The sequence below is a fragment of the Streptomyces sp. NPDC059166 genome (assembly GCF_042755185.1).
Classification (GTDB): domain Bacteria; phylum Actinomycetota; class Actinomycetes; order Streptomycetales; family Streptomycetaceae; genus Streptomyces.
The window spans coordinates 24,302-38,030 of record NZ_JBHZCI010000042.1 but is presented as its reverse complement, the minus strand read 5'-3'; the positions used below and the strand labels follow the sequence as shown (position 1 = coordinate 38,030).

Here is a 13,729-nt window from a genome sequence, read left to right as displayed (position 1 = left end):
TCCGGCGCGCGCCGGGGGGCCGGGGGGAACGCGAGAAACGCCCCGCCGTCGATCCCCCCACGGGTCGACGGACAGGGCGTTTCCCATATCCCGGAGCGGATTCCCCCCACGGGATCCGGCCGGGCGTCTGAAGGGAGCCTGAACTCCCGTTGTTCTGCGGTGGTGCGTATTCAGTTCGGTACTGCTGTGTGCGGCTCGCCGGGGTACGTACGTACGGGAGGGCCGCTCAAAGCTCCCCGGTGCACGTGCCCCGGCCAACACTTGCCATGGAGCGTCCCCCAAGACACTCCATCGGACGTCCCCCAAGACATCCTTGGCATCGCACTCTTAGACTCACCAACCCATCAGATGGTTACCCTCGAATCGGTGTGATCTAAGTCTCTTTGTAGAAATTATGTGAAGGAGCGCAACCTCAGGCTGTTCGTCACGACGAAGACCGACGAAAACGCCATCGCCGCACCCGCGATCATGGGGCTGAGCAGCCCGAACGCAGCCAAAGGCAGTGCGGCCACGTTGTAGCCGAAGGCCCAGAAGAGGTTGCTTCTGATGGTGGACAGAGTACGCCTTGAGAGGCGGATCGCGTCAGCTGTCACCTTGAGATCTCCACGAACCAGCGTGATGTCCGCCGCTTCGATCGCCGCGTCGGCCCCGGAGCCCATCGAAAGACCCAGATCGGCCGCCGCGAGCGCCGCCGCGTCGTTGACGCCGTCACCGGCCATCGCGACGGACCGGCCCCCGGCCTGGAGACGCCGTACGACCTCGGCCTTCCCCTCCGGGAGGACCTCCGCGTGGATCTCCGTGATGCCCACCGCGCGGGCCACGCTCTCCGCCGCCGCCCGGTTGTCCCCGGTCAGCAGGATCGGTTCGAGCCCCAGGGCGCGGAGCTCGGCGACGGCCTCCGCGCTGCTCTCCTTCACCGTGTCCGCCACCTCCAGCACCCCGTGCGCGGCACCGTCCCAGGCCACGGTCACCGTCGTGGCACCCCGGGCCGCGGCCTCGGCGAGGGCGGTGGCCAGCTGGGGCGGCAGCGCGATCCCGGCGTCGGTGACGAGCCGGTCCCGGCCGGCCAGTACGTCGTGCCCGTCCACGGTGCCCCGCACCCCCAGGCCGGGCAGGTCGGTGAAGCCGTCGGGGGCGGGCAGCGCCCCGCCCGCGCGGGCCGCGGCCCCGGCGGCGACCGCACGCGCCACCGGGTGCCCGGAGGCGTTCTCCAGGGCGCCCGCGAGGCGCAGCACCTCCGCCTCGGTGGAACCGGGCGCGGTGTGCACGCGTACCAGCGTCATCCGGCCGGTGGTGACCGTGCCGGTCTTGTCGAGTACGACCGTGTCGATCCGCCGGGCCGTCTCCAGCACCTCGGGCCCCCTGACGAGGATGCCCAGCTGGGCGCCGCGCCCCGTGCCCGCGAGGAGGGCGGTCGGTGTGGCGAGACCCAGAGCGCAGGGGCAGGCGATGATCAGCACGGCGACGGCCGCGGTGAAGGAGGCGGTGATGTCGTCGGTCGCGAGCAACTGGCCGACCAGCGTCGCGAGGGCGAGCAGCAGCACCACGGGGACGAAGACCGAGGAGATCCGGTCCGCGAGGCGCTGGGCGGCGGCCTTGCCGCTCTGGGCCTCCTCCACGAGGGCGGCGATGCGCGCCAGCTGGGTGTCGGCGCCGACCCTGGTCGCCTCGACGACCAGCCGCCCGGACGTGTTGAGCGTCGCCCCGGCGACGGAGTCCCCGGGGGCGGCGTCCACCGGGACGGACTCCCCGGTGAGCATCGAGGCGTCGACGGCCGAGCGGCCCTCGATCACGACACCGTCCGTGGCGATCTTCTCGCCGGGCCGCACCACGAAGCGGTCGCCCACGAGGAGCCGCTGGACGGGGAGGCGTACCTCCTCGGGCTCCCGACCGGGCGCGGTGGCCGGGCGGAGGACCGAGACGTCCTTCGCGCCGAGGCCGAGCAGGGCCCGCAGGGCCGCGCCGGCCTTCCGCCGGGCCCGTGCCTCCAGGTAACGGCCCAGCAGGATGAAGGCGACGACCCCTGCCGCCACCTCCAGGTAGATGGTGGACGCGGGGGTGGAGCCTGCCGCCGTGACCTCGAACCCGTGCCGCATCGCGGGTGTGCCCGCGTCGCCGAGGAACAGGGCCCACAGCGACCAGCCGAAGGCCGCGAGGGTGCCGATGGACACCAGGGTGTCCATCGTCGCCGCCCCGTGGCGCAGGTTCGTCCACGCGGCCCGATGGAAGGGCAGGCCGCCCCAGACGACGACCGGGGCGGCCAGGGTGAGCGACAGCCACTGCCAGTTGTCGAACTGGAGCGCGGGCACCATGGCCAGAAGGACCACCGGAAGTGCCAGCACCGCCGAGACGGTGAGGCGCCGGCGCAGCGCGGCAAGGGCCTCTTCCGCCGCACGGTCCGCCGCCCCGTGGGAGGTGCCCGGCTCCAGGACTGGGGCGTCCGCGTCCTGGGGCGGGGCGGGGCCGGTGCCCCCCGGGGTCGCGGCCGGTCCGCCCGGCGCCGGGATGTCCTCGGGTGCCCGGGCCGGGGGTGCGGGGCGGACGACGGGCTCGGCCGTGTAGCCCGTTCTCTCCACCGTGGCCACGAGGTCGTCGAGCGTGGTGCCGGCGCCGTAGGAGACGCGGGCCTTCTCGGTCGCGTAGTTGACGGTGGCGGTGACGCCGTCCATCCGGTTGAGCTTCTTCTCCACGCGGGCCGCGCAGGAGGCGCAGGTCATCCCGCCGATCGTCAACTCGGCATCGGAGGTCTCCGCCGCCGGAGCCTCGGCTGCCGTGGTGCTGGCCATGTGTGCGGACTCCTGGGTCGAGCGGTCGGGCTTTCCCCCACCAGTATCGGCGCCCCGGCGGCGGTGCGGGTCAGGCGTGACGGCCGACGAGTTCGTAACCCGCCTCGTCCACGGCGGCCCGGACGGCGTCCTCGGGTAGGGCGGCGGCCGAGCCGACGGTCACCAGGCCAGTGGCGGCCTCCGCCCTCACCGAGGTGACCCCCTCGATCTCCGAGATCTCCTCGGAGACGGCCCCCTCGCAGTGGCCGCAGGTCATGCCCTTCACCTCGTACACGGTGGTCACACCGGCGGCACGCGTCCCGGCGGTCGTGTCCTGGGCGCCGGTGGACGAGCAGCAGGTACCCGCGGCCCGGGGCGTGTCGGTCTCGGCGGTCATGGCGTTCTCCTCTTCGGTGGTGCGAGTGGGCGCGGTGGGCCGTCCGGGAAGCCCGGAGGGTGGCCCGCCCTGATGACAGTATACCCCTAGGGGGTATTGAGGCTCCCGTGCGTCCGCCGGGCGGGCGTGTCGCGGGCCAGGCGCTCCGGGTGGCCGTCCGTCACTGCCCTCGGCTCCCGGTCCTCGGCGACAGGACCCCACCCGGAGCGTAGATTCACCGGACCGAGGGCGAGAACGAGGAAGCCGGGTACGGCCGGGGTGTCCGGCCCGTACCCGGCTTCGAGGGCCGGGGTGCGCCCCGGGCGGAGAGGCGGAGCCGTGCGGGCAGTGGTGTTCGAGGAGTTCGGCCGGGAGGCACGGGTACGCGACCTCCCGGATCCGGCTCCCCCGGCCGGAGGCGTCGTGGTCCGGGTGGAGGCCACCGGTCTCTGCCGGAGCGACTGGCACGGCTGGATGGGGCACGATCCGGGCATCGTCCTCCCGCACGTACCGGGCCACGAGCTCGCGGGAGTGGTCGAGGGCGTGGGATCCGGCGTGCGGAACTGGCGGGCCGGTGACCGGGTCACGGTGCCCTTCGTCTGTGCCTGCGGCCGGTGTGCGGCCTGTGCCTCCGGCGCCCAGCAGGTGTGCGAACGCCAGACCCAGCCCGGCTTCACCCACTGGGGCTCGTTCGCCGAGTACGTGGCGTTGGAGGAGGCCGACGTCAACCTCGTACATGTTCCCGAGGGGCTGTCTCCGGCGACGGCCGCCGCGCTCGGCTGCCGCTTCGCCACGGCGTTCCGCGCCGTGGTGGGGCAGGGCCGGGTCGCGGCGGGGGAGTGGGTCGCCGTCCACGGCTGCGGCGGTGTCGGGCTGTCGGCCGTCATGATCGCGGTGGCGTGCGGTGCCCGGGTGGTGGCCGTGGACGTGTCGCCGCGGGCCCTGGAACTGGCGCGCGCCTTCGGGGCGTACGCGTGCGTGGACGCCTCGGAGCACCCGGACGGCGCGGACGAGGCCGTGCGCGAGCTGACCGGTGGCGGGGCGCACCTGTCGCTCGACGCCCTGGGCTCCCCCGTCACCTGCGCCGCCTCGGTGCGCGGCCTGAGATGGCGGGGCCGGCACGTCCAGGTGGGGCTGCTGCCGTCGGCGGCCGGTGACCCCGTGGTTCCCATGGCGAGGGTGATCGGGCTGGAGCTGGAGATCCTCGGCAGCCATGGGATGGCCGCCCACGACTACCCGCGGATGATGGGCATGGTCCGGGACGGCACGCTGCGGCCGGACCGTCTGGTGACCTCCCTCATCGGCCTGGACGCCGCGCCCGCCGCACTCGCGGCGATGGGCGCCGCACCGGGAGCGGGTGTCACCGTGATCGAACCGTCGAAGCGCGCCTGAGCGCCCGGGGCGGACCGCACGCCCCGCCGAGGGGCGCGCCCGTACTCGACGGCCCCTGTCGCCGGGGCGGGAGGCGATCCGGGCGAGGGCCGTGTGCCGGTCGGGCGTGCGTGGCCGGGGAGGGGCCGGCGGCCCGAGGGGCGGCCGTCTCGCGGCCGCCGGGCGGATCGGGAGGCCGGGTTCAGGAGGCGGGCCGCGCGGGCCCGCAGATGCGGAGGAACTCCCGGGTGCGGCGGGCGATGGGGAGAGGCCTGTCGGGCGGGCAGGGATACATGTCCTGCTCGACGACGGCGAACAGATCCCTGCCCAGGGCTCGCGCGGCGTCCAGCACGGGCTCCAGCGCCGGTACGCCGCCCGGCGGCTCGCACATCACCCCGCGTGCGACCGCCGGACCGAACGGCACCTCGTTCGCGACGACATCGGCGAGCACCTCGGGGTCGACCTGCTTCAGGTGCAGGTAACCGATCCGCTCCCCGTACGTCCTGATGAGCTTCACGCTGTCCCCGCCGCAGTACGCGTAGTGGCCGGTGTCGAGGCAGAGGGATACGAGATCCGGGTCGGTGGCGTCGAGGAAGCGTTCGACGTTCTCCTCGCTGTCGATGTGCGTGTCGGCATGCGGATGTACGACGATCCCGAGCCCGTAGCGGTCACGGACCTCCCGTGCCAGGCGCTCCGTCTGCGAGGTCAGGTCGCGCCACTGCTCCGCGGTGAGCGTGCGGTCCTCCAGGACCTCGCCCGTCCTGTCGTCCCGCCAGAAGGACGGGATGACCACCAGATGCCCGGCGCCCATCGCCCGGGTGAGTGCCGCGATGTCCGCGACATGCTCCCAGGTCCGGTCCCAGACCGAGGGGCCGTGGTGCAATCCCGTGAAGACGGTGCCCGCCGAGACCGCGAGGTTCCGGCGCGCGGTCTCGTCCGCGAGCCGGGCCGGGTCGGTCGGCAGATAGCCGTACGGCCCGAGTTCGATCCACTCGTAGCCCGCCTCGGACACCTCGTCCAGGAAGCGTTCCCAGGGCACCTGTTGTGGATCGTCCGGGAACCACACCCCCCACGAGTCAGGTGCCGAACCGATGCGGATGCGGGCCGGAGATGGTACGGAGGAGGTCATATCGCCCACCCTCCAGTTCCCCGGGAAGGGTGTCAAGGGTTCGTCCGAATGTCCGGACAAAGTGTTGACAGGGTCCCCTGCGAGGGCTAGGAAGAGTCCTCGGAGGACCGTCTCCCGCCGGCCGGGAGCCGGTGGCCGGGAAGGACCGGACGGAGCGGCCCGGTGCGGTGTCGGCACCGGCATCGGACGCTCCGCTGTCCGCACCTGACGGGACGTCCGAGGACACGACGACCCGCACCCGGGCCGGGAGTTCCCTGCCCCGGGGTGACGCGCCGGGCCGGAGCGCCGGGTGGAAGGGATGCGTATGCGTGAGCCGTACGACGTGATCACCATGGGGCGTATCGGGGTGGACATCTACCCGCTGCAGACCGGTGTACCGCTCGCCCGTGTCGAGACCTTCGGGAAGTTCCTCGGCGGCTCACCGTCCAACGTGGCGGTCGCCGCGGCCCGCCTGGGCCGCCGCACGGCGGTCGTCACCCGGACCGGCGAGGACGGTTTCGGCGACTACCTCCACCAGGCGCTGCGGGAGTTCGGGGTGGACGACAGATGGGTCGGCGCCGTCGCCGAGTACCCGACTCCCGTGACCTTCTGCGAGCTCTTCCCGCCGGACGACTTCCCCCTCTACTTCTACCGGCAGCCCAAGGCCCCCGACCTGGAGATCCGCACCGGGGAACTCGACCTGGACGCGATCCGGGACGCCCGGGTGTTCTGGATGACCGGCACCGGGCTCTGCGCCGAGCCCAGCCGCTCCGCGACCCTCGCCGCCCTAGGGGCGCGCGGCGCCCACCCGGGAACCCCGGCCTCCCCGCGCGCCACCGTCTTCGACCTGGACTGGCGGCCCATGTTCTGGGGCGACGGCCACGGCGCGGGAGGCGGCGCGGACGGGGGCGGGAAGGACCAGGACGGCATCCGCTACGCGCGCACCCACTACCGCCAGGCGCTCGCCCACGCCACGGTCGCCGTCGGCAACCTCGACGAGTGCGAGGTCGCCACCGGCGAACGCGAACCGCACGCGGCGGCCCGCGCCCTGCTCGACGCCGGACCCGAACTCGCCGTCGTCAAACAGGGGCCGGCGGGTGTCCTCGCGGTCCACCGGGACGGCACCACGGCCGAGATCCCTCCCCTGCCCGTCGATGTCGTCAACGGTCTGGGCGCGGGGGACGCCTTCGGCGGCGCCCTCTGCCACGGGCTTCTCGCCGGCTGGAGGACCCCCGAGATCATGCGCTACGCGAACGCGGCAGGGGCCGTCGTCGCCTCGCGGCTGGCCTGCTCCTCCGCGATGCCGTATCCGTACGAGGTCGAACAGGCCGTCAGGGACGGTGCTGTGGCGCCCGCGAACGCGGAACGGACCCGATGACGGCCGGGCCCGCCGGGGAGGGAGCCCCATGACCGCCGGCCCCGCCTGAGGGGCGCGATGACCACGCCCGCCGCGGCCGGCCCCGCCGACCTCGTACGCCTGCGTGCCCAACGGCCCGAGGCGGTGGCCGAGGCGGCGGGCGCCCGCCGCCGGCGGCCCCTGGTCGGCCCCACCGGACGGCTGATGATCGTCGCGGCCGACCACCCTGCCCGGGGCGCCCTCGCGGTCGGGGACGACGACCTCGCGATGGCCGACCGCTTCGACCTGCTGGAGCGGCTCCGCACCGCACTCGCCCGCCCCGGTGTCGACGGGGTACTGGCGGGCGCGGACGTACTGGAGGACCTGCTGCTCCTCGGCGCGCTGGACGACAAGGTCGTCCTCGGCTCGATGAACCGCGGCGGACTCGCCGGAGCGGCGTTCGAGCTCGACGACCGCTTCACCGGCCACCGTCCCGCCGACCTCGCCCGGCACGGATACGACGCGGGCAAACTCCTGCTGAGGATCGATCACGACGACCCCGGCTCCCTGGACACCCTGCACACCGCCGCACGCACCGTCGACGAGATGGCGGCCCTCAGGCTGCCGGTCTTCATCGAGCCCTTCCTCTGCCACCGCACCCGCGACGGGCTGCGCACCGACCTGGGTGCCACCGCCGTCACCACCTCCATCGCGATCGCCTCCGGGCTCGGCGGCACATCCGCGTACACCTGGCTGAAGGTCCCCGTCACCGAGAACCCCGACGACATGGAACGGGTCATGCGCGCCTCGACCCTGCCCGCCGTACTGCTGGGAGGTGAGGTCAGGGAGGACCCGGACGGCGCCTACGAGCGGTGGCGCGCCGCGCTGCGGCTGCCGACCGTGCAGGGCCTGGTGGTCGGGCGTTCGCTCCTCTACCCGGCGGACGGGGACGTGGCGGCCGCGGTCGACACGGCCGTCGGGCTCCTGTGAGCCGGACCGGACGCCGGGTAGGGATGGAGCCATGACGACGTCCGACGAGCAGCGCGACCACCACCTGAAGGCGGGCCGTGCGTCACGCGCCCCGTACGCCCTCGACATCGACCCGGAGCGAGCCGGGTGGGAGCGGTCGAGTCTGCGTGTGCTGGAGCTGGAGCCGGGTGGTGTTCACACCCTGGTAACCGGGGGGAGCGAATGGATCGTCCTGCCGTTGTCCGGCTCCTGTACGGTGCGGACGGCAGGTGAGATCTTTGAACTGCTGGGCAGGAAAGACGTGTTCGGTGCGGTGAGCGACTTCGCCTATGTCCCACGCGACGCCCGCGCCCAGATCGCCTCCGGCGCAGGAGGCCGCTTCGCCCTGGCAGGAGCGAAGTGCGAGCGACAACTCCCCGCTCGCTACGGCCCCGCGCCGGAGGTACCGGTGGAACTCCGCGGCGCCGGCGCGTGCTCGCGCCAGGTGAACAACTTCGCCGCCGCCGACACGTTCGAGTGCGACCGGCTGATCGCCGTCGAGGTCCTCACCCCCGGGGGCAACTGGTCCTCGTACCCGCCGCACAAGCACGACGAGCACCGCCCGGGCGAGGAGTCCGTCCTGGAGGAGATCTACTACTTCGAGGTGGAGGGCGACGGGCTCGGCTACCACCGGGTGTCCCCGTCCCGCCCCGGCGGGACGGACGTCCTCGCCGAGGTCGCCACCGGAGACGCCGTCCTCATCCCCGACGGGTGGCACGGCCCGTCCATCGCCCCGCCCGGCCGGACCCTGTACTACCTGAACGTGATGGCGGGCCCGGGGGAGCGCGAGTGGCTGATCCGGGACCACCCGGACCACCGCTGGATCCGGGAGACCTGGCCGGACCAGCCCGTCGACCCCCGGCTCCCGCTCGACGGCCGGTCCCCGCTCGACGGCCGGTCCCCGCTCGACGCCCCGGAGGAGGCCCCGTGACCGGATCCCGCACCGCGTCCACGCGCACCGCGTCCACCCGCAGGCTCACCACCGCCCAGGCGCTGATCGCCTTCCTCTCCCGCCAGTACACCGAACGCGACGGCCACAGACACCGTCTGATCGGCGCCACCTGGGGCATCTTCGGGCACGGCAACGTCGCGGGGATCGGGCAGGCCCTCGTCGAAGCCGGGCCCGCGATGCCCTTCCACCAGGGCCGCAGCGAACAGGCGATGGTGCACGCCGCCGTCGGATACGCACGCCAGTCGGGACGGATGTCCGCACACGCGGTGACCACCTCCATCGGCCCCGGCGCCACCAACCTGGTCACCGGCGCCGCCCTCGCCACCGTCAACCACCTGCCCGTACTCCTCCTCCCCGGGGACACCTTCGCGACCCGTCCGGCGGACCCGGTCCTCCAGCAGCTCGAAGTGCCCCACGAGGGCGACGTGTCGGTGAACGACTGCCTGCGCCCGGTCTCCCGCTACTTCGACCGGATCACCCGCCCCGAGGCGCTGATCCCCGCCGCCCTCCAGGCGATGCGCACCCTCGCCGACCCGGAGGCCACGGGCGCCGTCACCCTCGCGCTGCCCCAGGACGTGCAGGCCGAGGCCTACGACTGGCCGGAGGAGTTCTTCGCGACCCGCGTCTGGAACGTGCGCCGGCAGGCCCCCGACCCGGACGAACTCGAACGTGCCGTCCAGGCCGTGCGCGCCGCGCGCCGCCCGCTGATCGTCGCCGGCGGCGGGGTCCACCACAGCGCCGCCGAGGACACCCTGGCCGCCTTCGCCGCGGCCACCCGTATCCCCGTCGCCTCCACACAGGCCGGCAAGGGTTCGCTCCGCCACGACCACCCCGCCGACGTCGGCGGGATCGGCCACACCGGCACCGCCACCGCCGACGCGCTCGCCCGCGAGGCCGACCTGGTCATCGGCGTCGGCACCCGCTACACCGACTTCACGACCGCGTCCGGCACCCTCTTCGCCGACCCGGCCGTCCGCTTCCTCAACCTCAACGTGGCGGGCTTCGACGCCCACAAGCTCTCCGCCCTGACCCTCGTCGGCGACGCCCGCACCTCCCTCGCGGCCCTCGGGGAGGCGCTGCGCGCGCGGGGCCACCGCGTCGAGGCCGGCTACGAGAGCGAGTACACCGAGGCCAAGGCCCGCTGGGAGCGGCGCGTCGACGCCGCGTACGCCACCCCCGACCCGGACGCCCGGCCCACCCAGGCGCAGGTCCTCGGGGCGCTGGACGAGCTGGTCACCGAGGACGACATCCTCATCAACGCGGCCGGTTCCCTCCCCGGCGACCTCCACAAGCTCTGGCGGACCCGCTCCCCGAGGCAGTACCACGTGGAGTACGGCTACTCCTGCATGGGATACGAGATCCCCGCCGCCCTCGGGGTCCAGCTCGCCGCGCCCGACCGGCCGGTGTGGGCGCTGGTCGGCGACGGCACGTACCTGATGAACCCGACCGAGATCGTCACCGCCGTGCAGGAGGGCCTGCCCGTCAAGCTCGTCATCCTGCAGAACCACGGCTACGCGTCCATCGGCGGCCTCTCCGAGTCCGTCGGCGCCGAACGCTTCGCCACCGCCTACCGCCACCGCACAGGCGACGGTGCCTACACCGGCGCCCCGCTCCCCGTCGACCTCGCCGCGAACGCAGCCTCCCTCGGCATGCGGGTCCTGCGTGCGGTGACCGTGGGGGAGCTGCGCTCCGCCCTCGCCGAGGCGAGGGGCTCGGACCGTCCCACTTGTGTCTACGTCGAGACCGAAACGCCCGACACAGTGTCGGGCCCCCCTCCCGCACAGGCGTGGTGGGATGTTCCCGTGGCCGAGACCGCGACCCGCTCGTCGGCGGTCGAGGCCAGGAAAGAGTACGACCGGCAGATCGCAGCCCGACGCCGCCACCTGTGAAGGAGACCCCGTCATGAAGACCGTCAACCACTGGATCGGTGGCAAGACCGTCGAGGGCACCTCGGGCAACCACGGCGAGGTCACCGACCCCGCCACCGGCGCCGTCACCACCCGCGTCGCGCTCGCCTCGACCGAGGAGGTCGACGCCGCGGTGACCGCCGCGAAGGCCGCCTACGAGACCTGGGGCACCTCCTCGCTCGCCGCGCGTACCGCCGTCCTCTTCCGCTACCGCGCCCTGCTGGACGCCCACCGCGACGAGATCGCCGCGCTGATCACGGCCGAGCACGGCAAGGTGCACTCCGACGCGCTGGGCGAGGTCGCCCGCGGTCTGGAGATCGTCGAGCTGGCCTGCGGCATCACCACCCAGCTCAAGGGCGAGCTGTCGACCCAGGTCTCCAGCCGGGTCGACGTCTCCTCGATCCGCCAGCCGCTCGGTGTCGTCGCGGGCATCACCCCGTTCAACTTCCCGGCCATGGTGCCGATGTGGATGTTCCCGCTGGCCATCGCCTGCGGGAACACCTTCGTCCTGAAGCCCAGCGAGAAGGACCCCTCGGCCGCGAACCGGCTGGCCGAGCTCGCCGCCGAGGCCGGACTGCCCGACGGCGTGCTGAACGTGCTCCACGGCGACAAGGTCGCCGTGGACGGCCTCCTCGCCCACCCGGACGTCGCCGCCGTCTCCTTCGTCGGCTCCACCCCCATCGCGAAGTACATCCACGCCACGGCCTCCGCCAACGGCAAGCGCGTACAGGCCCTCGGCGGCGCGAAGAACCACATGCTGGTCCTCCCCGACGCCGACCTCGACGCGGCTGCCGACGCCGCGGTCTCCGCCGCGTACGGCTCCGCCGGTGAGCGCTGCATGGCCATCTCCGCCGTCGTCGCGGTCGGTTCCATCGGGGACGAACTGGTCGCGAAGATCCGTGAGCGCGCCGAGAAGATCAAGATCGGCCCCGGCGACGACCCGGCCTCCGAGATGGGTCCGCTGATCACCGCCGCCCACCGCGACAAGGTCGCCTCCTACGTCACCGGCGCCGCCGCGCAGGGAGCAGACGTCGTCCTGGACGGCACCGGCCACACCGTCGAGGGCTTCGAGAACGGCCACTGGATCGGGCTGTCCCTCCTGGACAACGTCTCCACCGACTCCGACGCCTACCGCGACGAGATCTTCGGCCCGGTGCTCTGCGTCCTGCGCGTCGGCACCTACGAGGACGGCGTCGCCCTGATGAACGCCTCGCCGTTCGGCAACGGCACCGCGATCTTCACCCGCGACGGCGGCGCGGCCCGCCGCTTCCAGCTGGAGATCGAGGCCGGCATGGTCGGCGTCAACGTCCCGATCCCGGTGCCGGTGGGCTACCACTCCTTCGGCGGCTGGAAGGACTCCCTCTTCGGCGACCACCACATCTACGGCAACGACGGAGTGCACTTCTACACCCGCGGCAAGGTCGTCACCACCCGCTGGCCGGACCCGGCCGACGCCCCGGCCGGCGTGGACCTGGGCTTCCCGCGCAACCACTGATCCGTCCCCTGGGGTTGCCCCGCCCCAGGACCCACCCCCTCACCCCGCCCTCCACGAGGGCGGGGTGAGGGAGTCGTCCCGAATCGAGCTTCCGCACCGCACGAATCCCGGTCGATGAACGAATTGCCGGGCGGTATCTCAACCGACCAGGGCAAGCGATGTGATGGCGATCAGATACGGGACCGGAATGACGAGCATCCCGAGCAGCCACGGTCGGATCCGATGCCCGTAGGCCGCGGGGAAGACCACGTCAATGGCTACGACCAGCAACAAACCAAGCCCGCCGAGAACAACGACGCCGGCCCTGGCCCACCCGGCCCCTTCGATGACGTCGAAACTTCCACAGTCGCTCTCGAATCCTGCGCTGTTGAACGCGCAGGAGCGGTACTCGGTCAGCAGCAACCAGGCCGAGTGCAAGGGCACCACGGCGGGCAGCCCGATGATGAAGTTCACCCACACCGGCGCCAGTTGCCTCCACCACGACAAGCCCTCAGGCCTCGGCGTGTCGATGCTCCCTAACGCATCCTGCCCTGTGCCCCCCATGGCCGCAGGCTATCTGACCGGGGAAGCATGGTCCTCCGATCAGAGCTGACGCACCTGCGCCGTCTCGCGGCGGAGCTGCGCCGCGCCGTGCTCCGCCTCACCCCGACACCGCGAGGAGTGCCGACGCGACGGCCCTGACCCTCCCGTCCGGCCGCGAACGCGCCGGCCCCGGGCAGCTCGTGGCCGGACGGGGCCGCACACCGACAGCTCCGGACTTACCCAAAACCCGTGGCAGGGAGCCTGACACCCGGGCCATCCTGGGGCCATGACCGCACCGCAGCACGAGATCCGGGCCCGGCACACCGCCACCACCGTCACCGTCTACCAGGCCTACTCGCCGCTCATCGGTCTGCCCGCCGCCCGCGACGGGCGCTTCCCGGCCGCCTGGAAGCGCGACCGCATGACCTGGATCAAGCCGAGCTTCCTCTGGATGATGTACCGCTGCGGATGGGGCACCAAGGAGGGCCAGGAGACCGTCCTCGCCGTGGAGATCAGCCGCGAGGGCTTCGGTTGGGCCCTGGAGAACGCCGAACTCTCCCACTACGTAAGGGGAGTGCACCCCGACCGGGCCACCTGGCAGCGCAACCTGCGCCGCAGCCCCGCGCGCGTCCAGTGGGACCCGGAACGCGACCTCCACCTCAACCCGCTGCCCCATCGGTCGCTCCAGCTCGGGCTGAGTGGCGAGGCCGCCAGGCGGTACGCGGACGAGTGGCTCGTCTCCGTCACCGACGTCACCCCGCTCGCGCACGAGGTCCACCGGCTCGTCAGGGCCGGCGAACAGGACCGCGCCATGGCACTCCTGCCCGTCGAGGAACCTCTGTCGGGCGTCAGACCTCCAGTGCCGGCCGGCAGGTGAGCGGGCTCGTCC

Annotated in this window: 11 protein-coding genes; 7 read left to right on the top strand and 4 right to left on the bottom strand. The window is 73.0% G+C overall.

What is annotated here, in order from left to right:
• Positions 1 to 392: 392 nt before the first annotated feature.
• Together ACFXOA_RS26695 and ACFXOA_RS26690 are read right to left on the bottom strand one after the other, a co-directional pair.
• Positions 393 to 2,786 carry a heavy metal translocating P-type ATPase gene (locus tag ACFXOA_RS26695; RefSeq protein ID WP_385033553.1) on the bottom strand — a complete coding sequence of 798 codons (2,394 nt, stop codon included), beginning with the start codon at positions 2,784 to 2,786 and terminating at the stop codon, positions 393 to 395.
• Positions 2,787 to 2,856: 70 nt separating this feature from the next.
• Complete coding sequence (locus ACFXOA_RS26690; protein ID WP_385033550.1) at positions 2,857 to 3,162, bottom strand: heavy-metal-associated domain-containing protein; 306 nt, start codon at positions 3,160 to 3,162, stop codon at positions 2,857 to 2,859.
• Between the two features lie 318 nt (positions 3,163 to 3,480).
• Between ACFXOA_RS26690 and ACFXOA_RS26685 the strand changes: the two genes are divergently transcribed.
• On the top strand, positions 3,481 to 4,533 hold the full coding sequence (locus ACFXOA_RS26685) for an alcohol dehydrogenase catalytic domain-containing protein (RefSeq protein WP_385033547.1): 1,053 nt from the start codon (positions 3,481 to 3,483) through the stop codon (positions 4,531 to 4,533).
• 181 nt (positions 4,534 to 4,714) lie between these two features.
• On the opposite strand, the gene ACFXOA_RS26680 is transcribed toward ACFXOA_RS26685, so the two are convergent.
• Positions 4,715 to 5,641 (bottom strand): sugar phosphate isomerase/epimerase family protein, encoded by a 927-nt coding sequence (locus ACFXOA_RS26680; protein WP_385033544.1) that lies wholly within the window; start codon positions 5,639 to 5,641, stop codon positions 4,715 to 4,717.
• 304 nt (positions 5,642 to 5,945) lie between these two features.
• On the opposite strand from ACFXOA_RS26680, the gene iolC reads away from it, so the two are divergent.
• From iolC to ACFXOA_RS26655, 5 genes are read left to right on the top strand one after another with little or no spacing between them, the layout of a single operon-like run.
• Positions 5,946 to 6,998, top strand: a complete 1,053-nt coding sequence (gene iolC / locus ACFXOA_RS26675) for a 5-dehydro-2-deoxygluconokinase (RefSeq protein WP_385033541.1) — start codon at positions 5,946 to 5,948, stop codon at positions 6,996 to 6,998.
• Between the two features lie 57 nt (positions 6,999 to 7,055).
• Positions 7,056 to 7,946 (top strand): deoxyribose-phosphate aldolase, encoded by an 891-nt coding sequence (locus ACFXOA_RS26670; protein ID WP_385033538.1) that lies wholly within the window; start codon positions 7,056 to 7,058, stop codon positions 7,944 to 7,946.
• 31 nt (positions 7,947 to 7,977) lie between these two features.
• Complete coding sequence (iolB, locus tag ACFXOA_RS26665) at positions 7,978 to 8,895, top strand: 5-deoxy-glucuronate isomerase (RefSeq protein ID WP_385033534.1); 918 nt, start codon at positions 7,978 to 7,980, stop codon at positions 8,893 to 8,895.
• Positions 8,892 to 10,805 carry a 3D-(3,5/4)-trihydroxycyclohexane-1,2-dione acylhydrolase (decyclizing) gene (gene iolD, locus ACFXOA_RS26660; protein ID WP_385033531.1) on the top strand — a complete coding sequence of 638 codons (1,914 nt, stop codon included), beginning with the start codon at positions 8,892 to 8,894 and terminating at the stop codon, positions 10,803 to 10,805. Before iolB ends, iolD begins: the two co-directional genes overlap by 4 nt.
• 13 nt (positions 10,806 to 10,818) lie before the next feature.
• Positions 10,819 to 12,318, top strand: coding sequence for a CoA-acylating methylmalonate-semialdehyde dehydrogenase (locus ACFXOA_RS26655; protein WP_385033528.1), 1,500 nt, complete (start codon positions 10,819 to 10,821; stop codon positions 12,316 to 12,318).
• Between the two features lie 138 nt (positions 12,319 to 12,456).
• On the opposite strand, the gene ACFXOA_RS26650 is transcribed toward ACFXOA_RS26655, so the two are convergent.
• The gene (locus ACFXOA_RS26650; RefSeq protein WP_385033525.1) at positions 12,457 to 12,771 is read right to left on the bottom strand and encodes a hypothetical protein; all 315 of its coding nucleotides are present in this window, start codon (positions 12,769 to 12,771) and stop codon (positions 12,457 to 12,459) included.
• Between the two features lie 355 nt (positions 12,772 to 13,126).
• Between ACFXOA_RS26650 and ACFXOA_RS26645 the strand changes: the two genes are divergently transcribed.
• On the top strand, positions 13,127 to 13,717 hold the full coding sequence (locus ACFXOA_RS26645; protein ID WP_385033522.1) for a DUF4291 domain-containing protein: 591 nt from the start codon (positions 13,127 to 13,129) through the stop codon (positions 13,715 to 13,717).
• Positions 13,718 to 13,729 lie beyond the last annotated feature (12 nt).

What these genes read in the sequence shown, in the direction of transcription:
- ACFXOA_RS26680 (WP_385033544.1), bottom strand. Translation starts at nt 5,641, where the DNA reads ATGACCTCCTCCGTACCATCTCCGGCCCGCATCCGCATCGGTTCGGCA.
- iolB (WP_385033534.1), top strand. Translation starts at nt 7,978, where the DNA reads ATGACGACGTCCGACGAGCAGCGCGACCACCACCTGAAGGCGGGCCGT.
- ACFXOA_RS26690 (WP_385033550.1), bottom strand. Translation starts at nt 3,162, where the DNA reads ATGACCGCCGAGACCGACACGCCCCGGGCCGCGGGTACCTGCTGCTCG.
- ACFXOA_RS26695 (WP_385033553.1), bottom strand. Translation starts at nt 2,786, where the DNA reads ATGGCCAGCACCACGGCAGCCGAGGCTCCGGCGGCGGAGACCTCCGAT.
- ACFXOA_RS26655 (WP_385033528.1), top strand. Translation starts at nt 10,819, where the DNA reads ATGAAGACCGTCAACCACTGGATCGGTGGCAAGACCGTCGAGGGCACC.
- iolC (WP_385033541.1), top strand. Translation starts at nt 5,946, where the DNA reads ATGCGTGAGCCGTACGACGTGATCACCATGGGGCGTATCGGGGTGGAC.
- ACFXOA_RS26645 (WP_385033522.1), top strand. Translation starts at nt 13,127, where the DNA reads ATGACCGCACCGCAGCACGAGATCCGGGCCCGGCACACCGCCACCACC.
- ACFXOA_RS26670 (WP_385033538.1), top strand. Translation starts at nt 7,056, where the DNA reads ATGACCACGCCCGCCGCGGCCGGCCCCGCCGACCTCGTACGCCTGCGT.